This is a genomic window from Levilactobacillus sp., from assembly GCF_022646225.1.
Taxonomy (GTDB): domain Bacteria; phylum Bacillota; class Bacilli; order Lactobacillales; family Lactobacillaceae; genus Levilactobacillus; species Levilactobacillus suantsaiihabitans.
This window is the reverse complement of record NZ_JALCJA010000002.1, coordinates 16,356-41,860: the sequence shown is the minus strand read 5'-3', so window position 1 is coordinate 41,860 and position 25,505 is coordinate 16,356. Positions and strand designations below refer to the sequence as shown.

The window sequence follows — 25,505 nt, the reverse complement described above, 5'->3', positions numbered from 1 at the left end:
CACGATGAGAGCTGGCCGCCTGCCGTTCGTCAACTATGGGTTGGAACGCGGTGGGCGGACCAGCCGAGCCAAAGGACGGTCTCGGCCTCGCTTTGAGCCGATAACCCGCGTCTCAAAGACGCCAGTTGCCTAAGCGGTATGAATCGCACCGCTAAGGCAACTCCCACGGCTGAACCCATATTTGACGAACTCTCGGCTACGATTGTGGTTGTCAGCGGCGACTAGTGTTGTCCCCCCTATCATCAACTATTAATACCAGCAGTGATTTAAAAAGCGCAACCGACTTGCCCTCTCAGCGAGTCGGTTGCGTTTTCTAGTAGTAGTCGGTTAAATAACTGGCCTGTGACGTTTCCCGTCAACTAGCACTCTGGGGGTTACGTCACAAGCGACCCAGTAAAACACTCCCCGATGGCGAAGACTTCCGATTTCACCACTCATCATCAAAAAAGCCACCAACTTGCATTTCAGCAGGTCAGTGGCTTTTTGATGACTCACGGTTAATTAATCATTCGCATGCTTGCGTTGGCGAATATCATACCAGATGATTCCCATGACCCCGAACAGGATTGGGCCGACCAGCATCCAAATCGTGCTTTGGACGTCGCCGTTTTCCAAGATAGGTTGGACCAGCGTGAAGGTGTTGGCGCCCAAGACCACGATGAAGACGACCCAGCTGATGATGGTCGTCCAGGTTGGGGACTTGTAGACCTCAAAGGGCTTCATGATGTCGCGGTTGTGCTTGAATTTGGGAAAGGCGTAGACCAAGAACAGGTATGGCAGCGTCATGGAGACGTTGGCCATCAAGGTCAAGATGTTGTAGAAGGCCGAGGCATCCGTCGAGGCAAAGGATGCCAGCAGGATGATCACGATGACCACCGCACATTGTAACATCATGGCGTAGCTCGGCATGTCGTTGGCATTGAGCTTGGTGAACTTCTTCGGCCACATGGATTTGGGTGTCCCCATGATCAACGTCTTCAGTGGTGAATACGTTAACGTGAAGAAGGCCCCCGAGTAGGCCAGGAACATGCCCAGACCAGTATAACGGGCGAACCACAGGCCGATTGTGGTGCTCGTCGCAGCACTCAGGCCGAGCGACTCACCCAAGACATCCCCGAGATTGCGCATCATGACATAACTGATATTCCCCATGTTGGTCGTCGGGTCGGACAGGACCTTTTGCCAGTTCGTACTGATCCCCCAGCACAGAATCCCAATGGCATAGCCCAGCGTGATGACGATAGCCGAGATGACAATGGCCTTGGGGAAGGTCTTTTCCGGATTCTTGGTCTTATCGACCATCCCCCCGAGGACTTCCAGGCCTCCGTAAGCAAAGATGGCAAACACGGCAAAGCTCATGATGCCCATCGGTTGCTGGTAATTGGGGTGTGGTGAGTGCAAGAAGGTGTTCAGCGGTTGGGCAAATTCACCGTGACGCAAGGCCAAGACGATACCGGAAATGACCAGCAGGATGGCGTTTAAGCTCATGACAGCTAATCCCCCCAGGCTGGTGATGCGTACGATGCCCTTGACCCCTTTGATGGAGACCCAGGTCACCAAGATCATCCACAGACACGACAGAATCCCAATGACCTGCGTGGCGTTCATTCCGGCAAAGGCGAAGTTCTGCGTTTGGTCACGGCCAAAGAAGGTCGTGGTAAACGGAATCCAGACCTTGGCAGAGGTGGAGACCAGCCAGATGATGTAGGACGCAAACCACATGAAGGTCCCAATAAAGGCAAACCGCGGTCCGACACTGCGGTCCAGCCACTGGTACATCCCGCTCCCCTCGTCAGACTTAATCGCGGCCCCGTATTCGGCCATCATTAAGGCAAACGGAATAAAGAACAGCACTGCGGCGGCTAAGTAAAATAGAATCGAAGAGTAACCCATCAAGAAATAGGCTACCGTACTGTTGGCAAAGCCAAAGACGGTCGTAAAGATCATCATGACTAAGGCCATTAAGGTGATTTTATTGTTATTATTATCAGCCATTATTTTCTCTCCAATATTTTCAAACTGCCCGATTGTAGGCGCTTTAATTAGTTTACATGAGCGACCATACAATCCGCTGGCATTTCAATAATAGCTGGGTAAATTTTTCGTGTGATAACTGGATGTTTTCTAATGCGGTGGGGGCTGGCAAATAGTTCCCCCTTGTAAATGGCTCGGCCAAAAACGAGCCCTCTCTCTTAGCAGGCCACTTCTATCTTGGCTTCCGTTTAGGGGTTAGCCATTGAACGCTGCTAACAGCTAACCAACGACAAAAAAGCGTCCCCGCCATTGCCAGCGAGGACGCTTTTTGATTTACGAATCGATTAGTCGATACTAATGTGATGGTTGTCTTCAACCTCAGTTTGCTTTGGCAACGTCAAGGTCAAGACGCCTTCATCATACTTGGCTTCAACCTTCTTCAAGTCAATGCTTGGCAGGTAGAAGGAACGCGCAACATTTTGGCTGCTACGTTCTTGACGGAGAACCCGGCCATCGTCATCCTTCGTGGCTTGCTTAACTTCGGACTTCCCAGAAATCCGCAGCGTGTCGTCACGATAATCGACGTGGATGTCTTCTTTCTTGAAGCCAGGCATTTCAGCCGTAACCACGTAGTCTTTATCGTGTTCAACCACATCAGTCTTCATGGAGCCATCGCCGCTAAACATGTCGCGTCCCAGGTTACCCACTTCATTAAAGAAATTCATTGGATCAAAGAAATCAAAGTTCCGGTTCATAACATCGTTAGTCATAATCAATAACCCCTTTCTGTCTTCCTTGTTTACATTTTCTATAATAGTCAGTATTGGTCAGAATTGCAAGTAATTAGCACTCGACTAACAGGAGTGCTAAATTCCTGCCATAAACACCGCCAATTCGGTGTTTATGTAAATGCATTGTAGGACCTGTCGACAGAAAGGTCAATTATTTTGTTTAAAGGTCAAAGAAAAACTAGTCGATTTGTGGCTGCTTAGCTCCCGGTTGACACAAATTAAAAGAGCTTGCCACGCTGGCAAACCCTTCTGCTGTCACTCTTTAAATTAACGAGAATACCCCGACAACAATCTTAATCCTAAAATAGCTTTGACCTTCACAGAATTCGAATTATACACAAATGGCTTATAGCTTGTCTGATTCTGAAGAACTTATTGCAATTTTTAGGTTGTAAACAAATACTCCTGTGAGCAGTACAGCACCAACTACACCGAACATTTGATTGATGCTAAACATCGGTGAATCAAACACAGCAAAAACTGCCATGCTAATTAAAAAGCCTAGAACAACTAGTCTTGGAGCCGAACCTTCATCCATAATAATTTTCCTCCCCAAATTGTTTTGTTCACGGTCATAATACTACTAGTATCTTTTTAATGCTACTAAATAAATCATCCCAAAAATAATTTGTGATTTCCTAAACATCTATCTACTATAAAAACTATAAAATGTTCATAAAAAGCCAAGATAACTAAACGCCCTATAAAAAACTTTATTGAGATTTAAAAAACATTTCACATTTAAAAAGCGCAGCCAGGTTATCCCAGCTACGCTCCTTCATTTAATAACGATAATAATAACTGGTTTGACCCTTACCCGGTCCCATTGGTGGCAGGTAGCATCGCAAAGCCGTTTTTCCGTGATGCTTCAGCTTTTTCCAGTAAGGCCACTGATCCGAGTAACTTTGGCCCACGTAATAACCCCATTTTCCTTTGGAAATCGACAGGTCACTGTACCATGGTGAGGTGCCAACGCGTTTGGCAACCTTAAACGTCTTGCCAGATAAGCGATGCCATTTACGCTGGCCCGCATTCTTCGTTTTCCACTGCCATTTGGTAAAAATCACCTTGTCGTAGCCGTGCTTTTGCGAATTGTAACTGCGCCAATGACCCCGCAACGACTTAGGCACCACCGTGTAATGCTTCTTAGCTGCCTGCGCAGTCACTGAACTGCTAGATACCAGTGCAACACCACTGATCAGCGCCAGTAAAACAGCCAGTGTTAGCCAACCTTTTTTCATCCTCGATTCACTCCCCAATCACTAATTTAGCGGTGTTAACCACCACCCACTACCTATCATACCCCTGTTCGACCTTCATGCCCACAGGTTATTGATGTCCGTTTAGTTTGGCTAGTCTCAACTTTTTCACCAACAATTGCGTCCTCACGCAAAAAGTCATCCTGGGGGTACTTTCCAGAATGACCTTTTAGCTGTGTTTGATAACAGAAAAAAAGAGCAGCCAGGTCATCCCAGCTGCTCTCCCATTAAATTAGTAAGTGGTTTGTTGAACCTTGTTGTCAATAATCTTTTCGCCTAAGGCTTCTGACAACTTGTGTAGCCCGGCATCCCGCGTCTTGACGATATCCATATTGAAGATGATGGAATCAATGTCACCACCGTCAAAGTCGAATTGTTCGAAGTAGACGTAAGGATCGTGGTCATCGTCGTCGTTTAAGAAATGCTTCATAACTGCATCAGATAAAGCGGTTGCCCATTCTAAATCTGCCATCTTTGGTAAATCTTTCTTCGTCACATACCCCGGATCAAGAACCAACTTCGCCGCTTTTTCCACGTCTTCTTTAGGAATTTGTACGGTCGTTTCTGTTTTTTCTTTAGGTGTATCTGCCATAATCAAAATCTCCTTTGATGTTACTGACTTTAGTCTAGTCCTTTTTAGTCGAAACGTTAAGTATTCATTCGCGGTTTAACTGCGTTTGTGCCACATCAGTCTAACCGAGCCAGTTAATTGCGTTTTAACTGACCTTCTGAGTGACTAACTATTGGCCACAATCGTTTCACCCGTTACCGATGTGATTGCCCGTCTGACAACGTTTGGCAGCGTTTGCTTTTATTGGGCGTTGCATCTAGCCGGAATGGTCGGTCAAATTTCCAAAAAATCGCGAAAATTTTACGATGTTCGGTTGCTATGCGGCCCCAGAAAGGGTAAAATTTGCTTCAATTCACCCCCTGTGAAAAGGGGGTAAGACGCGCTATAATGAAGAGATAGAACGATATGAAATGAGGAATGATGTGTGGATAGCGGTCAGATAGTTGTGAATCTAATTATTATTTTAATTACCTTCTTTTTTGCAGCTTTCTTTGTTGCCTGCGAATTTGCTTTGGTCCAAACCCGGCCTAGTGCTCTGGAGGAAAAAATTGCCGAACGAGACAAGCCATCGACCAAGCTCAATCGGGCCATGAAAATGGTCACCAATTTGAATGAATACTTATCGACGACTCAAGTGGGGGTTTCCCTCGCTGGGATCATCTTAGGGTGGATTGGGGAGACGTTCTTCGTTGACCTGTTATTGGGCGGCATCGCCCCAGCTCACCTGAACGGCGCTACGGCCCACACCATCGCGGTTATCGTCGGGGTTTTACTACTGACGTACCTCGAAGTGGTCTTCACGGAAATTGTCCCGAAGAACATTTCCATTGATATGCCAATGAAAGTCTTGATGCTAGTGGTCACGCCACTGCATTACTGCCACGTCCTCTTTTACCCGTTCGTTTGGTTGCTCAACAGCAGTGCGTCTGGAGTAGTCAAATTGATGGGGCTGAAAGTGGCCAATGAAAGTGACGAAGTCTTCTCCCAAGCTGAAATTTTGAACCTCTCACGGAGTGCCGTTGAGGGTGGCGAACTGGAAAAAAACGACCTGGTCTACATGCAACGGGCATTTGAATTAAACGACAAGGTCGCCAAGGATATCATGATCGACCGGACCCAACTGGTAGTCATCGACATCACGGCCAACGTTAAGGAAGCCTTGAATGTCTACCTACAGGAACGGTTCAGCCGCTTGCCAGTCGTTGCCGATGGGGATAAGGATAAGATTTTAGGGTACGTCTACAATTACGACTTGATTCGTCAACAGCAGGTGGATTCTCATATTCGCATTGATAAATTGATTCGTGACATTTCGACCACGCCCGAAACGACGCCGATTACCCAAGTGCTGCAGCAAATGATCAAGAAGCGGACCCCAATCGTCGTTGTCGTTGACGAATACGGGGGCACTTCCGGGATCATCACCGATAAGGATATTTATGAAGAGTTGTTTGGGACCGTCCGTGACGAAATCGACGATGCCAACGACCAGTACATTTTCAAGCAACCCAATGGCACTTACCAGGTCAACGGGAAGATGACGACTTATGACTTTGAGCGGTACTTCAACACCGATATCAAGGGCTTTGAGGCCTCCGATACGGTCACGATGGCCGGGTTTATCATTGATAACTACCCGGACGTGAAGGTCAACGACGTTATCCAACTGAAGAACTTCGACTTGAAGGTCTTGGATTACGAGAACTCCTTCATCAATTGGTTAGAGGTCACGGTCAACCCGCCGCAAAAGCAAATCGCGACGGCGGATGCCGAGGATCACGACAAGAAAGATAAGTAAAGTTAAACCCGCTGCTCTGGATTGAGCGGCGGGTTTTTGTGTCAAGATAACCCCAAACGAGAGTGGGACAAAAGGCGATTAGCCGGCGAGCATTAAGGCTGCTAACCGAATAATCCCGGTTCTGGATTGTTTGGTTAACAGTTTTAAGTGGAACCGGGCGCGGCTGCCTTTTGGCGCACGTTTTAGCTATGTAAAGGTAACGCGAACAAGCCTGGGAGGTTTTCCCAGGCTCGTTTTTCATATGTATACCCTTTACCGCAGGCGCACTAACCCTTTCACCAGGTAGAACACGCCGCCTAAAAACAACAGGAAGCACACCCACCAGAACACACTGGTTACCCGAAATGGCAGGATATTCCAAATCATTAAAAACATAATTAACAGTCCACTCCAGAAATCCAGTGAATGGACGAAACGCTGATTAAATTGCATGGCTACCCCCTATTTTTTCTGTGGTCGTGTTGACCCAAATAGACCACGGGACAGTTCGTAAACGCCAATCACGACCAGGATGACGGACACCACGATTTCGTAGACGCTGTTACCCGTCAACGGTGAAAAGCCCCAGCCACTCAGTACCAGGGCGACCAAGCCACCCCAGAAATTTGACGAACGATAAAATTCCTTGTTAAACATCACGTTACTGCCGCCTTTCTATTTACCTTCCATTCTAGCACGAATGATTAGGGGATTGACTACCCAATCGTTGACAGACCTGAAAATTAGTCCCAAGATGAACGTAACCGCATCGTAGAAAGGTAGGCTATCCGCTTGGACATCACGCAATTATCGAATCAAATCATTCTCATGTTTATTTTAATGGCGGTCGGCCTCCTGACCAACAAACTGGGCTTCATGCACGGGCAAACGGCGACGGATCTGACCAACATCCTGTTGTACATCGTCTCGCCTTGCTTGATCGTCAATGCCTTCGAGCAACACTTCTCCGCTAGCCGCTTGCAGGCGCTGGCCTGCGTCATGCTGGGCATTCTCTTGACGTACGGCGTCATGGTCGTCATCACTCAGCTGGTCTTTAAACGCGTGGCCGACGCGAATTTACAGCGCATCATGCGCTTTGGCGCGGTCTACTCCAACGCCGGCTTCATGGGTGTGCCCCTGGCTAGCGCGCTGTTTGGCAGTACCGGCGTCTTCTTTGCCGTCGCCTCACTGGCGGGCTTCAATATCTTTTGCTGGACCCACGGCATTGCGCTGTTTACGCCCCATCAGGCAGACGACCACCACGTCAACTGGCGGCAGATCCTGCTCAATCCCAACATCGTAGCGATTGCGGTCGGCCTGATCATTTTCGTAAGCGCGATTCAGCTGCCCCGCCTACTCAACCAGACCATCACCTATGTCAGCTCCATCAACACGCCGCTGTCAATGATCGTCATTGGTAATAGCCTGGCGGCGGTCAAATTAAATCGCCACACGCTGGACCGTCGGCTGTGGTGGCCTCTGGCTCTACGTAACGTGGTGTTTCCGCTGGTGTGCCTGCTGATCCTCCAAGCCTTTGGCGTGCGCGGCATTCCGCTGTACACGACCGTCTTAATGGCGGCTTGCCCGGTGGCGGGTAACGTAGTCCTGTTCACCTTAAAGGCCCACGGCGACACCAGCCCCGCCGTCACGCTGATGAGCCTGTCCACCATCCTGTGCATGGCCACGATTCCGTTGGTCTTTGCCTTGAGTAACTTGATTTAACTGGGGGCAACTGCGCCGACCCAGTTAACTGGCTTTTGTTCAGACTAATGTGCTAATTGCCGTAACGACGGTGTTCCGACATCTAAAATTGGTGAAACCAGCCGCCTACGTCAGCCAGGGTTCCACCTGCTCTGGGGAACGGCTCCAGCCTGAGGGGCGGTCTTCCGCCTCGCTTGAAAGCCTGGCAAAACCGGCCAGTCTCTCAAGTCGTCCCGCGCTGTAGGCTGAGAAAGGGCCTCAGCCTACAGCGCTGACACAGCTGGTTCCACCCTGGCTGCCTCCGGCAAGTTAGTGGTTAGCAGTAACACTGTGTTAATCAAAGAATAGTCTTTCACGTAGCTGCTATCTGGGGTTAAGACGACTGTTACTCACACGCACTACCGTAGCCGAGAGTTCGCCAAATATGGGTTCAGCCGTGGGAGTTGCCTTAGCGGCGCGGTTCATGCCGCTTAGGCAACTGGCCGTCTTTGAGACGTGTTTTTCGGCTCAAAGCGAGGCGTCGAGACCGTCTTTTGGCTCGACCCGTCCGCCCCAGCGTTCCAACCCATATTTGGCGAACGGTAGGCGGCCAGCTCAGAGTTTCACGCAACGGCAGGCGGTCACGTTTATTCCAAAGAAAAATGGTGCCCAGCCGCAGTGGTTGGACACCATTTTTAATCAGTTAATTAACGGTCTGCCTTGGGTAAACGCAAAGCCAGCAGGAAGCCGACTAAGGCCAAGACAAAGGTGAAGTAAAAGCCGTAATGCGCCCCATTGACGAAGGCGCCAGCGGCATTGGTCGTGCCATTAGCCAGGTAAGCGGCTTGGCCGATGCCCAGCAAACTGGTGGCAATCGCCGTCGCAATCGCACCCACGATCTGTTGCAGAGTGTTCATGATGGCACTCCCATCGGCGGCGATTGGGCCGGTCAGGGCGTTTAACCCGTGGGTCTGTGACGGTGACATCGCTAGCGGTGCCCCAATCATTAAGATGACATGGGCCATGATGACGTACCAAACAGCGGAATGCGTGGACGTGAACGCCAGCATCAAGGCCCCGACCATTGAGATGATGAAGCCTAACCGGGCTGGCATTTGCGCGCCGACGTGGTCATACAACCGGCCAGAAACGGCGGAGACAATCGCGTTCATGACCCCACCTGGGAACATGATGATCCCGGTCAAGGCTACGGGCACCAGCAAGCCCTTTTGGATGTACATTGGTAACAGGTACATCGCGGACAGGATAATCCCGAAGTTGATCATGACCAAAATGGCCCCGATCCGGAAACCGGGAATGGCAAACGCCCGCAGGTTTAAAATCGGCTTGTCTACCGTTAACTGCCGATGCGTGTACCAGGCCAGGATCAAGATCCCGACGATCAGCGCGCCAATCACGGTTGCGGAGCCCCAGCCTTGGTCACTGGCCAAGCTAACCCCGAGGACTAAGCTCCCGAAGCCTAACGTGGACAAGATGATGGATAAGAAATCCACCTTGGGCCGCGACACTTCAGCGATGTTCTTCAAGGAGGTTACCGCGAAGAGAAAGGCGATGACCAAGAATGGGACGAACAGCCAGAAGATCCACCGCCATGAAGCGACACCCAAGACGATACCGGCTAAGGTTGGCCCCACGGCTGGTGCGAACATGATGACCAAGCCGACCATCCCCATGGCCGCGCCTAGCTTATACGGCGGGAAGATTTGCATGGCCACGGTAAACATCAGTGGCAAAATCAACCCGGTGGCGATTCCTTGGATCATCCGCCCAAACAACAACACCCCAAACCCGGGGGCCGAAGCGGAAATGATGGCCCCGACCGCAAAATCGATCAAGGCAAACAGGATAACCTGCCGCGTCGTGAACCATTTCGTAATAATACTGGACAGGGGTAAGACCACCCCGACCATTAACATATAGCCCGTCACGAGCCATTGAACCGTGGCCGTTGAGACGTTTAATTGCGCCATTAATTGTGGTAAAGCGATATTTAAGGACGTTTCGGAAAACATCCCGACAAAGCCCCCGATTAGCATCCCCATCATGGCAAGCATGGGGTGCGCGACTTGAACACGCGCTGTCTTTGCCATTTCTGGTTGGCTACTTTGTGCTGAATCCATTTGTTTTCACACTCACTTTCATTTAAACACAATGGATTACTTTAGCAGAAAAAAGCCGGCTTCGTAATAGCAAATTTAGAAAAAATTAAATTAAAACGGTTTCACATCGACATTTCGGGCAAATTGTCTTACTTTTCTCCCTTGATGGCCGCCATCTGTTGGCGCAGTTCTTGCAGGCGAGCCGTGTCTAACTCGGGGGCCATCATGACCTGGTCGTATTCAAATTGCAGGCGCGGCAGGTCGGTAGCTGGCGTGCCCTGGGCCGTTTGGGCCGGATCTACCAGCTGGCGGTCCTTGAACACCAACGTGCGCGTGGCCACGTGCTGGCGGAATTCCTGGTCGTGGGCGACGAACAAGACCGTGCCTGGATAGCCGAGCAGGTAGTCTTCCAACGCTTGCAGCGCTGGCAAGTCCAGGTAATTGGTCGGCTCGTCTAGAATCAGCAGGTTGCTGGCACTCACCAGGATGGCTAACAGCTGAAGCTTGACCTGCTCGCCACCACTCAAGTCGCCCACCAGGCGATCATAGAAGCGCGCAGTTAAGCCAAACGCCCCCATGACCTGCCGCGTACGGTCGGCATCGAGCGCCGTGGCCGCGGCCATGACTTGCCAAACGGTCTTAGCGGCCGGTAGCTCCGTCATGTCTTGGTGGAAGTAACCGACTCGCGCGCTGGGCGCTAAGCGGGTGTGTGGCGCGTGGTCCAGAATGGCCGTGATCAGGGTGGACTTGCCACAGCCATTCGGTCCGGCCAACGCCACCCGTTCGCCGGGCGCGATGTCAAACCGGGCGTGGTGGAGTAGCTCATGGCGCCCCCGCTTAAGATGCAGGTCTTCGGCGGCCACCAACCGCTTGCCGGTCACCGGCGGCAGGTCCGTCGCCACCAGCTTCAAGGCCGCGGCCTCGTGTGGCTTGACCGCCGTCGTTTGCCGTTCCGCGCGGTCACGTAAGGCTCGCGCGCCCCGTTCCATCTTCCCGGCATTTTGCTCCCGAATCGACCGCGAATTGGCCCGCTCGGCCTGACTCATGTTGCGACTGCCCTTGCGAATCCGCTCGGCCTTTTCGTGGCGGGCTTGCACAGCCTGTTTCAATTTCCGGCGTTCAGCCTGCTCGTGTTGATACTGACTCAAGGCATTCTCGCGGCGCTGTTTACGATAGGTCGTAAATTCCTGGAAGCCCCCGTTGTATTGCGTGAATTGGTGGTCCTCTAGCGACCAAATCTGCGTGGCCACGGCGGTCAAAAGCTCACGGTCATGGGAAATGACCACTAGCAGGCCGGTAAAATGCAACAGTTGGGTCGTCAACCAGCGTTGGTGGTCGTCGTCCAAGTTAGCCGATGGCTCGTCCAAGATTAAAATGGCTGGCCGTTGGGCCAAGGCCCGGCGAATCCGGTCCAACATGCTTTGCCCGCCAGAACGGCCCGCAGTGGGCGCAATCTGTGGCACCAACACCACGTCATCCGTGACGGTGCGTTGCCCGGTGTAGTCGGTATCCGTACCGGCAATGATGTGCGCCAGGGTACTCTTCCCGGTCCCGTTGGCGCCAATGATGCCGACCCGATCACCGGCCTGGGCGGTTAAGCGTGCGGCGGTGAATAGCGACTCGCCCGCGATGGTTTTGGTGAGTTGATTTAAGCTGATTTGTGTCAAAAGGTCGTCCCCTTTCCGTGACTGACTGCCGTTGATCGTGTTGGGGTGCGGTCCGTTTTTCGGCGTAGTGAGTTGCGCATGAATCGCTGCGGACTGGGTTTGACCAACTTGATAAGCGGCTAATGGATTTCTCTGCGACTGCCCAGTATCAGTCGCCAGTGAACGATGAGTTTGATTTGGTTGGGTCATTTGGTAATCCCCCTTTTAAAAAGCAGGGATTGAGGGTACAAAAATAGTGGCCGCATTTCCCGTCCGGAAATGGCGCCCACTGGTTGCGTTTGGCAACTCAGTCGGTGCACCATCAATCCCAATTGCAGGCCCACTCCACCCCTGGTCTACGGGTGAAGCTGACTAACATTTGAAGATTGATTAGTTGCGCATCGGCTGAATACCTCGTTCTTTCTTAAAGTACCCACAGAATAGCACAGGCAGTTTATTTTGGCAAGCCATCCTAAACGAAAACGCGAACCATCTGGCGTAATTTACGGTGTCTTAATAAACCAGGTTCCTTGACTTTGCACCTTTTTCCAGGACACGACAGCATGTTTGCCCCGCAATGGCTGTGTATTAAATTTGTGCGCCGCCAGCGTCCTCCAGGTATACAAGTGATTGTTCCATCTAATGCCATCAATCACTGGCGCATGGACCCAGTAATGATCGGTAACATACCTGGTTTTGCCATTAACTTTGCTGATGTAATAGCGATTCCACATCGATTTTCCTACTTTGGCCAACATGAATTGAGACCGATTAGGATGTTGCGTCACCAGTCTAACCGCCTTTTTAGAAAGCCGGTGTCTCGCCTTGTCCTGCGCAAGCGTCAATTCTCGGTTATTCCAAAAACGCGTGTCGGCATACCTACTGGTGAAATGCATCGTTATCGTTTTGCCGTGACTAAACTTGCCCATGTGCTGGGGATGGATAAACCAATTTCCAGCGATCTCAGCTGGCACTCTGCTTAACTTACTAGCGGCTTGTGCCTGAACCGGTGACGCCACTAAGAACAGACTACCGATTGCGGCGGCCACTAGTAGCCCCACGAACAATCCTTTGATTTGTCGTAACATTTTTTCTCCTCTGCGGGTTAATTTTGTCTTGCCATGACGCCTTCACTGCCATCGCGTGTCAACGATTACGCAGCTTCCCTCAAAACTTTCTCCACCACTCTCGCCGAAATCCGAGTACACTAGGAGTAAATCCATTATCAAAACCGGAGGGACTTGCATGCAACCTTTACGTATCTTATTTATTTCCATTGAAGGCAATACGCGCAACTTCGTGGAAAACCTCACCGCCTACGCGGCCAAGCAACACGCCGCTGACGCTGACCGACCGACCATCACCGCCACCGAAATCAGCGAGGCCAGTGACTTTGTCACCGAGACACAGCCCTACTTTTGCTTCGTGCCAACCTACCTGGACGGTGGCAACGGCATCGACAACGGCGTCAAAGAGCTGATGACCAACGTGCTAGGCGAATACATTGCTTACGGACAAAACGCCACCCACTTGTTGGGTGTTGTGGGTAGCGGCAACCGTAATTTTAACGAGCAATACTGCCTGACTGCCAAGCGTTACGCCGACAAGTTCAACGTGCCGTTCATTGCTAACTACGAACTCCGGGGTGTGCCTCGCGACGAGACGCGGGTTTACGACGCCCTGGTCGCCCGCGCAAAGGAAGTGACTGACGCATGATCAATCCAACCCTCACCACCCTATTGAATCACCGAAGCATTCGCAAGTTCACGGCGGAAAAGTTAACGCCGACCGAGGTCGACACGTTGGTCAGTGCGGCCCAACACGCCGCCACCAGTACCTTTTCGCAACAATACAGTATCATCAGCGTTACCGACCCGCAAAAGCTCGCGGTCCTCGGTGAAATCACGGGCCATCCCTGGCTGGAAGGGGCCGGGCATTACTTCTTGATGGTCGCTGATCAATACCGCAACGCCCAATTGACGCCGGAGAATGCCACCACCACGGCCAATCTCCACAGTACAGACAAGCTGCTGGCGGGTATCTTTGACGCCGCCATCGCCACGGAAGCCATGGTCACGGCCGGCGAGAGTCTCGGCCTAGGCAGCACCGTCATGGGTAGCATTTTAAACGACACACTCCGGGTCATTTCACTGTTCAACCTGCCGGAATTGACCTTCCCCGTGCTGGGTTTGGCGGTCGGCCATCCCGCCGAAAAGCCAGCCCTAAAACCGCGGCTCCCGCAAGAATTGGTCCACTTTGACAACGACTACCAGCCCATCACGGCTAACGACCCCATCTTGTCCGGGTACAACCACCTCATCACGACTTATTACCATGAGCGCGGCAGTCACCAGCGAGACGAAACGTTCACCCACCACATCGTCACGGAAATGAGTCGTGACCCGAAGCAACGCGCGGAAATCCTCGTGGCCCTGGCCCAACAGGGGTTCACACTGAACTCACCAATCCAAGACTAAATCGCATGCACTACGCCGCCAGCCAGGATCCTGTCCTGACTGGTTTTTGTTTGCTAAGAACGGTAGGCCATTGTTGCCAGTCAGCCGACTCACAGTCCCGCCGCGTCCGTTAAAAAGGCCGTCTGCAGGGTCTGGGCATCGATAATGGGGTGCGTGAACAGGCTGGGGGCCGCACTGGCCGTCGTGACCGGGTGCAATGTGCTTTCGCCACGATAGTTTTTTTCGGCCAAGTACCGTCGCGTGGCCGAGTTTGCCTGCCCTAACAAGGTGTCGTGGGAGGTCGAAAACAGCAACTGACTACGATTGACCTCCCCTGAAACCAGCGCTAGCAGCGCCATAGCGACTTCTGGCCGCACGGCACTGGCGAATTCATCCGCAATTACGGTTTGCGGGGCCGGGGCCACCTGGGCCGTGATGAAGGCCAGCCCCGCGGCCACCAATTGCTGGGTTCCGCTAGACGCTCGGTCCAGGGGCAATTCGACCACGTCTTCGACCTCGCCTTCCTCGTCGTATTGCTCATACAACAAAGCTAACTCCGGCCGAGTGAACTGGGAGCCATCGAGGAACTGAACGGCCATTTGGTGCTGGGTCACCCCCGCCACCTCATTGCCGACTGCGTGAAGGAACTGGGTCAATTGGGGAATCACCCAGTCTTCGATCGCCAGATCTGCCTGTGGGCGATCCGTCAACACCACCAAATCGCGGGCAAACCAGCGGAACACGGCGACCGCCGGCTGATAGTTCGCCGCCTGGAGGCTGTCCAAAAACAATGCGTTGGGCCGCGTATTGGCTGCCGTCGTTCGTTGACCCGCCGGCACCTGGATCAGGTCGCCATTTTGGCGTAAGAACAGCCGCTGGAGCTGGCCGTCAGCCAGTTCTAAGGCCAATTCTTCAGCCAAGATGCGCGTCGCGTTGTAGCGCACGGCGTAGTGATAGCGCTGGTGGTCACAACTAATGGTGACGGCAAATTGCGTGGGTCGGAAGCGACTGGTGGTGTCCAGCATAAACGGCTCATAGGGCAGGGCATCGGTCACCTGTTCCGTGGGGGCCACAATCATCTGTTGAAAGACCGTGAGACCAGCCAACAACGCACTTTTCCCGGCACCGTTGAGCCCACTGAGGGCCACCCATTTCGCATCGGCAGTAGACAGAGTCGCGGTTTCCTTAAACGACCGAAAATTTTGCAACGAGAATTCAACTAACATGACATGACCTCCCTTTGGCTTTTAGATTACGCTACTCGGCAAAATTCACAATGATTTTCACCCGAAATGGCCAAATTTGCTATTACGGATTTAATAATCCTTCGAAAATTGACTTCAAATCGGCTAATCCGCGCCACACCGGCGTTTAGCTGAAGTCACAAAAATAGCGTGATTCCCAGCGGAAACCACGCTACTATCACTAATTTTTTAATCACTAAAGGCCTAACGCATTGATTCGCGGAACTAGGCGCGGTCCCCTCAAATTAGCGGAACCAGCAGCCGACGACAGCCAAGATGAACTCCGCCAGTAACGCGGGGACCGTTAGAAGCTAGTCGGTACAGTCAGCGTCACCAAGAACTAAGCCATTGTTAGTGGCAAGCTGTAGGCGACCAGTTCCCGCTATGACGCTAGTAACTGTTTGTCCTTCAACCGCTAGCTAATTCCGCTTCATCCGGGCGTTTCCCCGATGATTGGCCAGCATCACTGCCGCCAACGCCAACAGCATCAGTGCCGTGACTGACCAGAACAGGGAATGGTAACTGCCATACTCGATGATCAGCCCGCCGTACAGCGGTCCGACCGCCCGACCGAAGGAAATCGCCATGTTGTAAATTCCCTGGAATTTCCCCTTGTCGTTGTCGCCAGCCAAACTGTCGATCCAGGCGGGAATTCCCGGGAACCCGGTCATTTCACCCAGGGTCAAGATCACCATGGTCACCACGAACATCGCGTAGCTCTTGGCAAAGACCAACAGGAGAAACGACAGGATGAAGACCAGCGTCCCGGTCCAAATCTGCGAGCTGAGCTTGAAGTCTGCTCCGATGCGGTTAACGATGGGCTGACCGAAGACGATCATCAACCCATTGAGCGTCCACAGCAGACTGTATTTTTCAAACGAGATGCCCAGGTTGGTCATGTGTACCGAGATGACGCTTTCCCATAAGGAATAACTCATGTACAGGGCAAAGACCAGCGCACTGATCAGCCAGATCAATTTCAACCGCGCCGGCTTGGCCGGGCCCTTGGTGCGTTTGTAGGTCTTTTGCTCAACGTCGGCTCTAAAGTCAAAGAAGAAGATCAACAACAGGGCTAAATAGCTGACCGCCGCCACGGAGAAGACCAGCGTCACACCGTGTTTCATCAGGACCCCAACCATCAAGGTCCCCACGACGACCCCTAAGTTCATCCCAATATAGAGATAATTGAACACTTTTCGGCTCTGCACCGACTTGACCGTGGCCGCAAAAGAATTGACGACGGTCATCACGATGCCATCGCCCAGACCAATCAACAGCAACATCACACCAAAGATCGGCCAGCCATGGAAGAAGATCAGTGTCGTCATGGGAATGAAGGAACACAACGTCCCGACAATGCCCGAGTAAAATGGCGACCAATGATCAAATAGCCAGCCACCTAGCCAATTGCCTAGAATCATACATAACGACATCCCCAACAACGCAATGCCCGCTAACGTCAGCGTTTGATGGAGCTGATTGTGCATGTAGACCGTGGTTAACGGCCACATACACGCCGCGGCGGCATTAAGCAGCAGCGTCGCCGACACAATCCCCGCCATACTGACTTCTCTTTTGGTTTTCCACATTTACTGTCCCTCACTTATCTTCGATCTGCCTTCATTGTCGCATATTTAAAATATTTCTGAAACAGTTACCGCTCCAAAAGCCGATGAAATCGCGTTTTTTTGCGAAAATCCATTTTTTTATTGAAGAAATCTGCTTAACTTGATTTGAGTCAAGTTCTTTTCCCCCGGCCGCCCGTATACTAAGTCATGTAATCAAGGCAAACGAAAAAGCCGAAGGAGGTTTTCATTATGAGTAAAGTAACCATGAAGTTAGATGATCTGACCTGCCCGTCTTGCATGACTAAAATTGAAGGCGCGCTGAGCAAACAAGACGGCGTCAAAAGCGTCAAGGTCTTGTTCAACGCCAGCAAGGTCAAAGCCGAATTCGACGACACCACCGTTTCTGCCGAAGATTTAGCCAACACCGTAACCAACCTAGGCTACGCCGTTCAAAGTAGTAAAGTTAAAGCCCTTTAAAACCATTAGGAGGTTTTCAATTATGAGTAAAGTAACCATGAAGTTAGACGCACTGACCTGCCCATCTTGCATGACCAAGATTGAAGGCGCGCTGAGTAAGAAGGATGGCGTACAAAACGTCAAGGTCCTCTTCAACGCCAGCAAGATCAAGGCCGACTTTGACGATAGCCAAGTGACCGCTGAAAGCCTCGCCGACACGGTCACCGATCTTGGCTACACCGTGAAGAGTTCTAAAGTTAAAGCCCTCTAAACCAGTCTCCTAAAAACGAAAGGAAGTTCAACCCATGACGACAACTACTATGAGTATCGAAGACCGTTTCGCAGCCGAACAAGCCCAAACTGACCACGACCACCACGTCCCAACGGCCGGTGCCATGACCAACCACATCTTGGCCAACCTGCACATCTCCATCGTGAAGTTCCATCAGGTGCGTTGGTCCGTCAAGGGACCCCTGGCATTGAGCGTCCGTCAATTGCTGGCCGGCTACATTGACACCTACCGTCGCCAATTCGACACGTTAGGCGAACTGCTCTTGGACGAGGGCGAAGTCGTCTCGACCACGACCAAGGAATTCCACGACTACAACATGTTACAAGAAAGTGGTGCCAAGAAGTACCTGAGCGCCGAAGACCAAGTCAGTGAGCTGGTCCACGACGCCGATACCCACAACCTCTTCATCGACCGGGCCATCAAGCTCGCCGAAAAGGAAGAACGCCCCGCTTTGGCCAGCTTCTTGACCGACCTGCGTGGCACCAACAACCACATCATCCGCGAACTCCAAGCCGTACTGGGCAACGACGCCCGCGACGGCCTGGACGAAGAAGACGATGATGACGACGAAGATTAATCACTAGCTTCACTCACTTACGAAATTGTTTCATCCTGCGAGAAAACGCGATTCACTCAGTACACTGCGAGGTGCTGAGTGAATCGCGTTTTTGTTTTGGGGTGGTTAGTGGCTTATCGGTTTCTTTGAGTAAGTTGTCAATTGACATTTTATAGACCTCACTTAGTTGAATTAGGTTATCTAGGGTCTGGGACAAAACTTCCCAGCCCCGTCGCCTTCACCTTGACATAGCTGAAACGTGCGCCAAAAGGCAGCCGGTTCCGCTTAAAACTGATAACCAAACAATCCAAGACCAGGATTATTCGGTTATCAGCCTTAATGCTCGCCGGCTAATCGCCTTTTGTCCCACCCTCGTTTTCCCATTTAGAAATTGATTGGCGTGTGACGTGCAGAATGGTTGCTACTTCGTTTTGGGAAAAGCCTTGGGCGATACGTGCGTTTCTTAGTTGAATACTGAATTCTGCGATGAATATTCCTCCTAGATGTTTTGTCTGACTGGAATCTGTCGTTGATTCTAAATATAATACTATACTAATTTTTTGATTATGAGTACTAACAACTTTTGGATGAGTTAACATTTGAGTGAATGGGAGTGAGTTGAAAATTTGTGTATGTAACCGGGAAACGTATGATTTACGTAAACATCTGGTTTCTTTTGTGTCTTGGCGATGTTTGAGAATATGTTAGTTGTCGAGTGAAACATGTTGGCAAAATAATATTTTTATAGGAGTGCCTATTTATGAATAAAACTGTTAGATTGGCTACGGTGGCTTTAACGGCGATGACTTTGGGGAGTGTTGTTGTACCGTCAGTTTCTGCCTTTGCTGATACAATTGGTACATCAGCGATCACGAAGGTTGACTATCAAAACATGGATACAGATGAGTTGGGAAATATTGTAAGTACATATGATATGGATAACTTAACTACTGATCGGGAAAATGTGATTAATATCTATACTGCCAAGTTGCAAGTTGAGTTGAAGTCTGAGGTTTTGGCGAGTGCGCCAGCTATTACGACACCTCAGCGGCCACAATCGCGAGCGGCCGCTGGTTTGATGGCTCATTTGATTGCTCGTTATGGTAAAGTGTATGTTGCTAAGACATTGCCAAAGATTGTTTATAAGAAGTTTGCAAAAGTGATTGGTAAGAAAGTTAGTGAGCAAAAGTTTGTAAAGGTCTGGGGAAATGCCATGGATGTTGCGACTGGTGCAGCTCTGGAGAAGGTTATTTCAAAGGGATTACATACTTGTGGTCTTTCTAAGGGAGTTTCAAATACGATAGCTGCCGGTGTTGTGACGGTTGTTGAAGTTTTAGTGTAAAATAGGTTCTATGAAACGATTAGTTGAAATTTTAGCCATAATTTTGGTTATTGGTATTTTTGGATTTTATGTCTATTTTCTGATGACTGATTTTGTAAATACTGTGATTGTGACTGTTTTACTATTGATTGCGTTGTGGGTTAAGGCACATTATTTGAGGAAGTAGAAGAACTGTTTTTCAGTCTGTTTCAAAGAGGCCAGTATTGTGTGATTGTACTGTTTTTTTGGTTATCTATGGGTTGGCAAGTCTCAGCGATTGCCCACTGCCAACTAGCATGGTATGCAAAAAGGATTGGTAGAGACATACCAACCCCTAGCAGCCGCCTTAAAGGCAGTGGCTCGTTACGTGAAGATGGTCGCCCTGTAACTCGCCAAAGTTATCGTCGGGGCGGCTTTTTTTATTTACACACGACTTCATCAAATCTCAGGATTGACCTACAAGTACAGCCCTGCAACTACTGGTGATCAACTCTTCACTGTTTCTGACGTCAAGACAGCTAGCGGTGACGCCATCAACCCTACGCAGAAATATCGCGTCTTAACCAACGACTACCTCTCCACGGGTGGAGACGGTTATGCAGCCTTCACTCACGGAAGTATTGTTGATAACGCCGGTCAGGATATTGACCTCTTGACCACCTACTTGCAAAGTCATAGTCCCATCGCGACACCACAATTGGACCGGAAAGTTCCGGTAGCTTCAAACTAAATGCAAAATTCACGTCCTCAACCCAAATGGCTCTAGGAATCTCAGCTGATTTCTAGGGTCATTTTTGATTTCCCACTAAAAAAATCGAAAATAATCCCAACTATTTCCCCCAACTTGATTCGCATCAAGTTAATCTCCCCCAATCCACGGCATAATGGAAACATAAACAAGGACGAAACATTTAGAACTTAGGAATTATCAATAGAAAGGATGCTCTCCCATGAAATTTCAACGCTTTATTTACAGTCACACCAATCCCATTACTTTTTGGTCAGCCGGCTTAATCATTCTGGGTTTTCTCAACACCTGGTTTACCAAAGTGCCGTACGTGACCGATATCGCTTGGATCATCGCTTCAGTCATTGCCGCGGCGCCAATCGTTCTGCGGGCCATCAGCGCGTTGAAAGCCAAGGTCTTCAGTATTGAACTGCTGGTCGGCATCGCCGTTATCGGGGCCTTCGCCATCGGGGAATTCGAGGAATCCGCCATCGTCACCTTCCTCTTCCTCTTCGGTTCCTACCTGGAACAAAAGACGTTGGCCAAGACGCGGGGGGCTATCCAATCTCTGACGGAAATGGCCCCGACCACTGCGCAACTGGTCAATGACGACGGCACGACTGAAGAAGTCGACGTCGATGACCTGGAAGAAGGTAACGTGGTCTTAGTCAAGGCCGGGGGCCAAGTCCCAGTCGATGGTAAAATCGTCGACGGGTCCGGCTACGTCAACGAAGCCTCCATTACCGGTGAATCCCGTCCCATCAACAAGCAAAACGGTGACGGCGTTTACTCCGGTGCCATGGTTGAAAGCGGTACGTTGACCATCGAAGCCACCCAAGTTGGGGACGAAACGACCTTCTCCAAGATCATCGAACTGGTCGAAGAAGCCCAAGATACCAAATCACCTGCCGAAAAGTTTATTGATAAGTTTGCCCAATACTACACGCCAGCCGTCTTAGTCATCGCCATTCTGGTCTTCATCTTCTCCCGTGACCTGCGTTTAGCCATCACCGTCTTGGTCCTCGGTTGCCCTGGTGCCCTGGTTATCGGTGCCCCAGTTTCTAACGTGGCTGGGATCGGTAACGGCGCCAAGAACGGCATCCTGATCAAGGGTGGCGACGTGGTCGAAAGCCTCGCCAAGGTTGATACCATTGTCTTTGACAAGACTGGGACCCTGACCACTGGTAAAATGACGGTGGCCGACATGAAACAATACACCGACGACCACAGCCTCTTAGCCGGAGTCGCTCAAGTCGAAAAGACCTCTGATCACCCATTGGCTCAAGCCATCGTGGCCCATTTAGACGCCCACCTCAAGGACAACGCCAACGCCATTGAAACGGAAACGGTCAAGGGCCGCGGCATGATCGGTCACTGGAACGACAATGACCTGTACGTCGGCAACGCTGCTTTGTTAAAAGACCACGACATCACGTTAACGGACGACCAACAAGCCGACCTGCACAACATGCAAGACGAAGGCCAATCCACCGTCTTAGTCGGTTACCAAGGCCAACTCGCCTTCATCTTAGGGGTCGCCGATACGGTTCGCCCAGAAGTTCCGGCCGCTTTAGCCGCTTTGAAACGTCAAGGCATCAAGCACTTAGTCATGTTAACGGGTGACAACCAAGCCACTGCCCAAGCGGTCGCCGAATCCTTAGGCATCGACGAAGTGCACGCCGACTTACTGCCAGCTGACAAGGTCACCTTCGTCAAGAAGTTCCAAGACATGGGTCGTAACGTGGCCTTCGTCGGTGACGGGATCAACGACAGTCCTTCCTTAGCCACCGCTAGTGTCGGTATCGCCATGGGTGGTGGGACCGACGTCGCCATTGAAACCGCCGACGTGGTCCTGATGCAATCCAGCTTCACCGCCTTGAATCACGCGGTCGGCCTGGCCAAGAAGACCTCGGCCAACACCAAGCAAAACATCACCATCGCCATCTTAACGGTTGCCTTCCTGCTGATCGGGTTGGTTTACGGTTACATCTACATGGCCAGTGGGATGTTCGTCCACGAAGCTTCCATCCTCGTGGTTATCTTCAACGCGATGCGCCTGATTGGCTACAAGCCTCGCGGCGCCAAGCAAGCTAAGCCAGCCGCTCAACAATTAGCGACGAACTAATCAAATGCTTAAAAAAAGCCCTGATCGCCCATCATCACGATGGCCGGTCAGGGCTTTTGCTGGTTCAAATTTTAATCGCATAACATTTCAAACCGCTACCCACGCACAGGTACAGCAGGTAGCCTAGGATCAGCCAATCAAAGCCGGTCCCCACCAGCGTTGCGTAGCCGCTGACACTCACGACGCCTAACACACCACTCAGCAGCGTGATGCCGCGGAATCGTAGCCAAAAGAGGCTCACAGCAAAGATTACGGTCGCACCGGCCGTCAAGATCCACAAAACCAATTCGGATCCCGCTGCCTCACCGTACGAAACAGCCACGTCATTGGCCATATAACCCATGGCCAAGCCCGCCGCAATGGCCAAACCGACAACGCCTAGGACCGTTAAACTTATTCTGATTGCGCGTCGCACCTGTCTTCTCCCCTTTTCCCCTGAAAATATCAGTTTCTCTAAACATCTTACCCTTTTCCGATTAAAGATACAAAAGGTGTTTCCGCTTTACTGTTTCCCAAGTCATGTGGCGACTATATTGAGGCTAATCGTAAGACCCTCTTCGCGGATTCGAGAAGACCATTATTAGCGCCAGCAATTGGGATATGCAAACATCGGCTGTTCTATAAAAGCAAGTGTATCAGTGGTTGCTTACTGGTAATTTCGAAACGTATGCGATTATTTGGGTAATCGGCTTATTGGGTCGAAGAAGCATAACTTTGTTATTTGTCACGTTTGACATTGTTCAATAGCGTTGTAGCCCTATAAATTACCATACTTCGCGTGATATTCGTCATTCTCTTTGCGAAGCAGGTCGTTAGCTTGACGAAGAGAGAGAATCTGTTGTTCATATCGTTTGGACATAGCCTCCTTTTCACGAGATAACCATTGCCAAGGACCCCAGAGCGCCGATTAGAGTGCCCACATCTTTTAAGGTTCATAGTGATCATCTACTTCTGCTGTGCAATATTGGTTAAAAGTCCTGGTATTCCGCGAATATTTTTTATACACTTTTAGATTAAAAGAAATTGGGGGTGAGAACACGTCAATATTCAGCTACTTTTGTTAAATCACGGCCGAATGATTATTGAATAATAAATTACTCGTTAAAGAAACATCAAGCATCCCCGAAGGAGTGAGCAGCACACTCAAATGGTAGCGTTGATGCTAACTATATCTACAGCATTCCAAAAAGCGTCTTTTAAAAAACAAATAGCTTAATATTGAATAGGCCCGCAGGATTGAAGCGATCCTGCGGGCCTATTTTTGCAGCGTTTAGCAATTCGTCATTGACTTTTCCCTATGCTAAAATGAACTTTAAAAGGGGCTGATAATTTGAAAAAGAGCATTTTATTTCTATCTATCGCATGCATGGTGGGGGTAGGACTAATGGGAGGACAAGCACAAGCAGCGACAAAATATTCCATTGTGAAAGAGCATTGGTCAACCGAGACAACGTACTTACGTGCAGTTAAGCCTAAAAAGTCAGTCGCCATTTGGAATAAAAAACATACTAAGAAATACTATAATTTAAACAAAGTTCCCAACAGAACTTGGAAAAGTACAGCGACACTCACCCTTAAACATAATGGCAAAAATACAAAGTATGTTTATATAACCGGCCAAAAGGCTGATGGGAAAGCGTCAGTTAGTGGCTATGTTTGGCATGGGTATCTTGAACAAGGCGTCGGACTTGATATGATTAAAGGCCAGTTTGCGCCATTGATGATGTTTACTTCCAACAAGGATTACTTGCAGTACATCCAAAAGTCGCCTGCGCAAGAAATTACGCGAGAAATTGTCGCACTTTTTCCTAATTCAAAAGTAACTTTGAATTTAACCAGGGTCTCTATTGCCAAGGGGAGCTATTATCAAAATGACTGGGGATACAAACCTGGGGTAACTGGTGCAAGCCAATTAGCCAATAATTATACGGCAATTAAGACATTCCCTAAGATCACTAAATATCTGGATCAAAGTTACACCAAATCAACTGCAACTAGAATTGCAAAGGTTAAGAGTCTACTGGCTGCTAATGGGTATGATGCGGCTAAACGCAAGAGTTTGAAGAACTATGAAATTGGCATCAACATCTTCGATCATACAAACGGCAATGCAAAGTACAACAATGGTCGCGGTTATGCATTTGTTATTGCTCAACCAAAGGGTGAGTAAAGGAACAATTGAAACGTGTTGAATTGCTTTTCGCTGATTAAATAACTGGCGAGAGGTTAAAAAATAGGTTGTAGAAGGGACTCCATACCAATATACAGGAGTCCTTTTTATTTTATTCATTTTCAAGTAGTTGTGAGTACCGAATATACTATCTTTTTATTCATGTGTTACTCTCTTTTATGCTTTTTTGAAAATATTTTAATTGAAAAAAATCGAATTAATTCAAAAATTGCTATTCCAGCTACCAACAGTATAAGCAAACTAACTAATATTGATAATCCGGAACTATGATTGTAAACTAAACCCGAAAAGAACTTGGCAATTTCGAAAATTAAAAGAACCATCAGAATCATTGCACTCAATATATATAAGTTTTTTTGCAATGACCTCCCCTCCCCCACAGCTCTATTTTGCTTAGTGGCTGTTAGTATGTAAGATACTGGATTTTCGATTGCTCGTCAACACGTAAAACGTTAATATTATAAAATAAGCATCCTCATTAATGTCTTAATAAAAATCAACACCAATGCCTTATAAGAAAATAATTCCTGAAACATTCATCAACGTGGATTTGACAAAAAATAACACGGTCTAAATCGATGTTTTTCGATTTAGACCGCGTCATCCTGGATTATTACTGTTCGGTCCTTCAGACTGCTAAGACAGTCCTACTGTGACCTCAGCTGACTCCTGAAAGATTCAACGGGCCAGCATTGACTCGCTCGCCCCTGTAGCGTATAACACACCTCTTGTCGGGAACTTATCAATCAGG

The 25,505-nt window shown here is 49.8% G+C and carries 25 protein-coding genes; 12 read left to right on the top strand and 13 right to left on the bottom strand.

The genetic code is table 11. The annotated features are described in order from the left end of the window. Positions 1-501: 501 nt before the first annotated feature. The 5 genes from yjeM to LKH74_RS03005 form a co-directional block, all read right to left on the bottom strand. On the bottom strand, positions 502-1,995 hold the full coding sequence (gene yjeM, locus LKH74_RS03025; protein WP_125575549.1) for a glutamate/gamma-aminobutyrate family transporter YjeM: 1,494 nt from the start codon (positions 1,993-1,995) through the stop codon (positions 502-504). 323 nt (positions 1,996-2,318) lie between these two features. Further along, positions 2,319-2,744, bottom strand: a complete 426-nt coding sequence (locus LKH74_RS03020) for an Hsp20/alpha crystallin family protein (RefSeq protein WP_125575550.1) — start codon at positions 2,742-2,744, stop codon at positions 2,319-2,321. A 367-nt stretch (positions 2,745-3,111) separates the two neighbouring features. After that, a complete protein-coding gene (locus LKH74_RS03015) occupies positions 3,112-3,303 on the bottom strand; it encodes a hypothetical protein (RefSeq protein ID WP_287788062.1) in 192 nt (63 codons plus the stop codon). A gap of 244 nt (positions 3,304-3,547) precedes the next feature. Continuing rightward, a complete protein-coding gene (locus LKH74_RS03010; RefSeq protein WP_287788060.1) occupies positions 3,548-4,006 on the bottom strand; it encodes a hypothetical protein in 459 nt (152 codons plus the stop codon). A 250-nt stretch (positions 4,007-4,256) separates the two neighbouring features. Continuing rightward, positions 4,257-4,616 (bottom strand): hypothetical protein, encoded by a 360-nt coding sequence (locus LKH74_RS03005; protein WP_135367205.1) that lies wholly within the window; start codon positions 4,614-4,616, stop codon positions 4,257-4,259. Between the two features lie 403 nt (positions 4,617-5,019). Between LKH74_RS03005 and LKH74_RS03000 the strand changes: the two genes are divergently transcribed. Then, complete coding sequence (locus LKH74_RS03000) at positions 5,020-6,393, top strand: hemolysin family protein (protein ID WP_135367206.1); 1,374 nt, start codon at positions 5,020-5,022, stop codon at positions 6,391-6,393. 252 nt (positions 6,394-6,645) lie between these two features. Here LKH74_RS03000 and LKH74_RS02995 read toward each other — a convergent pair whose 3' ends face one another. Together LKH74_RS02995 and LKH74_RS02990 are read right to left on the bottom strand one after the other, a co-directional pair. Beyond that, a complete protein-coding gene (locus tag LKH74_RS02995) occupies positions 6,646-6,825 on the bottom strand; it encodes a hypothetical protein (RefSeq protein ID WP_125575562.1) in 180 nt (59 codons plus the stop codon). Between the two features lie 9 nt (positions 6,826-6,834). Then, positions 6,835-7,032, bottom strand: a complete 198-nt coding sequence (locus tag LKH74_RS02990; RefSeq protein ID WP_135367209.1) for a hypothetical protein — start codon at positions 7,030-7,032, stop codon at positions 6,835-6,837. A gap of 132 nt (positions 7,033-7,164) precedes the next feature. On the opposite strand from LKH74_RS02990, the gene LKH74_RS02985 reads away from it, so the two are divergent. Then, on the top strand, positions 7,165-8,094 hold the full coding sequence (locus tag LKH74_RS02985) for an AEC family transporter (protein ID WP_287788056.1): 930 nt from the start codon (positions 7,165-7,167) through the stop codon (positions 8,092-8,094). Positions 8,095-8,759: 665 nt separating this feature from the next. Here LKH74_RS02985 and LKH74_RS02980 read toward each other — a convergent pair. Further along, complete coding sequence (locus LKH74_RS02980; protein WP_287788053.1) at positions 8,760-10,193, bottom strand: DHA2 family efflux MFS transporter permease subunit; 1,434 nt, start codon at positions 10,191-10,193, stop codon at positions 8,760-8,762. Positions 10,194-10,321: 128 nt separating this feature from the next. After that, on the bottom strand, positions 10,322-12,028 hold the full coding sequence (locus LKH74_RS02975; RefSeq protein WP_434737643.1) for an ABC-F family ATP-binding cassette domain-containing protein: 1,707 nt from the start codon (positions 12,026-12,028) through the stop codon (positions 10,322-10,324). Positions 12,029-12,381: 353 nt separating this feature from the next. Here LKH74_RS02975 and LKH74_RS02970 point away from each other — a divergent pair, with 353 nt between their 5' ends. The 3 genes from LKH74_RS02970 to LKH74_RS02960 all read left to right on the top strand — a co-directional run bounded on the left by LKH74_RS02970 (position 12,382) and on the right by LKH74_RS02960 (position 14,295). Continuing rightward, entirely contained in the window at positions 12,382-12,801 is a 420-nt protein-coding gene (locus tag LKH74_RS02970) for a hypothetical protein (protein WP_287788051.1), read from the top strand. Positions 12,802-13,063: 262 nt separating this feature from the next. After that, positions 13,064-13,534 carry a class Ib ribonucleoside-diphosphate reductase assembly flavoprotein NrdI gene (gene nrdI, locus LKH74_RS02965; RefSeq protein ID WP_287788048.1) on the top strand — a complete coding sequence of 157 codons (471 nt, stop codon included), beginning with the start codon at positions 13,064-13,066 and terminating at the stop codon, positions 13,532-13,534. Beyond that, positions 13,531-14,295 carry an NADPH-dependent oxidoreductase gene (locus tag LKH74_RS02960; protein WP_287788046.1) on the top strand — a complete coding sequence of 255 codons (765 nt, stop codon included), beginning with the start codon at positions 13,531-13,533 and terminating at the stop codon, positions 14,293-14,295. Before nrdI ends, LKH74_RS02960 begins: the two co-directional genes overlap by 4 nt. Positions 14,296-14,384: 89 nt before the next feature. Here LKH74_RS02960 and LKH74_RS02955 read toward each other — a convergent pair whose 3' ends face one another. Beyond that, positions 14,385-15,500 (bottom strand): AAA family ATPase, encoded by a 1,116-nt coding sequence (locus tag LKH74_RS02955; protein ID WP_135367215.1) that lies wholly within the window; start codon positions 15,498-15,500, stop codon positions 14,385-14,387. A gap of 437 nt (positions 15,501-15,937) precedes the next feature. Beyond that, positions 15,938-17,107 (bottom strand): MDR family MFS transporter, encoded by a 1,170-nt coding sequence (locus tag LKH74_RS02950; protein WP_287788044.1) that lies wholly within the window; start codon positions 17,105-17,107, stop codon positions 15,938-15,940. 228 nt (positions 17,108-17,335) lie between these two features. On the opposite strand from LKH74_RS02950, the gene LKH74_RS02945 reads away from it, so the two are divergent. The 3 genes from LKH74_RS02945 to LKH74_RS02935 are packed head-to-tail and all read left to right on the top strand — an operon-like array spanning position 17,336 to position 18,411. Continuing rightward, positions 17,336-17,563, top strand: a complete 228-nt coding sequence (locus LKH74_RS02945) for a heavy-metal-associated domain-containing protein (protein WP_135367217.1) — start codon at positions 17,336-17,338, stop codon at positions 17,561-17,563. A 22-nt stretch (positions 17,564-17,585) separates the two neighbouring features. Next, positions 17,586-17,813 (top strand): heavy-metal-associated domain-containing protein, encoded by a 228-nt coding sequence (locus LKH74_RS02940; protein ID WP_125575572.1) that lies wholly within the window; start codon positions 17,586-17,588, stop codon positions 17,811-17,813. A 34-nt stretch (positions 17,814-17,847) separates the two neighbouring features. Continuing rightward, a complete protein-coding gene (locus LKH74_RS02935; protein WP_287788040.1) occupies positions 17,848-18,411 on the top strand; it encodes a Dps family protein in 564 nt (187 codons plus the stop codon). 329 nt (positions 18,412-18,740) lie between these two features. Here LKH74_RS02935 and LKH74_RS02930 read toward each other — a convergent pair whose 3' ends face one another. Continuing rightward, positions 18,741-18,989, bottom strand: coding sequence for a helix-turn-helix domain-containing protein (locus LKH74_RS02930; RefSeq protein ID WP_287788038.1), 249 nt, complete (start codon positions 18,987-18,989; stop codon positions 18,741-18,743). Between the two features lie 161 nt (positions 18,990-19,150). On the opposite strand from LKH74_RS02930, the gene LKH74_RS02925 reads away from it, so the two are divergent. From LKH74_RS02925 to LKH74_RS02915, 3 genes are all read left to right on the top strand, one after another. Then, positions 19,151-19,732 (top strand): hypothetical protein, encoded by a 582-nt coding sequence (locus tag LKH74_RS02925; RefSeq protein WP_287788035.1) that lies wholly within the window; start codon positions 19,151-19,153, stop codon positions 19,730-19,732. A gap of 379 nt (positions 19,733-20,111) precedes the next feature. Beyond that, positions 20,112-20,441: a 5'-nucleotidase C-terminal domain-containing protein gene (locus tag LKH74_RS02920; RefSeq protein WP_353845638.1), complete on the top strand. Its 330-nt coding sequence runs from the start codon at positions 20,112-20,114 to the stop codon at positions 20,439-20,441. 220 nt (positions 20,442-20,661) lie between these two features. Then, positions 20,662-22,563 carry a heavy metal translocating P-type ATPase gene (locus LKH74_RS02915; RefSeq protein WP_287788032.1) on the top strand — a complete coding sequence of 634 codons (1,902 nt, stop codon included), beginning with the start codon at positions 20,662-20,664 and terminating at the stop codon, positions 22,561-22,563. Between the two features lie 64 nt (positions 22,564-22,627). On the opposite strand, the gene LKH74_RS02910 is transcribed toward LKH74_RS02915, so the two are convergent. Beyond that, positions 22,628-22,978 (bottom strand): hypothetical protein, encoded by a 351-nt coding sequence (locus LKH74_RS02910; RefSeq protein ID WP_135368914.1) that lies wholly within the window; start codon positions 22,976-22,978, stop codon positions 22,628-22,630. Between the two features lie 969 nt (positions 22,979-23,947). Between LKH74_RS02910 and LKH74_RS02905 the strand changes: the two genes are divergently transcribed. Continuing rightward, positions 23,948-24,733 carry a hypothetical protein gene (locus LKH74_RS02905; RefSeq protein ID WP_135368913.1) on the top strand — a complete coding sequence of 262 codons (786 nt, stop codon included), beginning with the start codon at positions 23,948-23,950 and terminating at the stop codon, positions 24,731-24,733. Positions 24,734-25,505 lie beyond the last annotated feature (772 nt).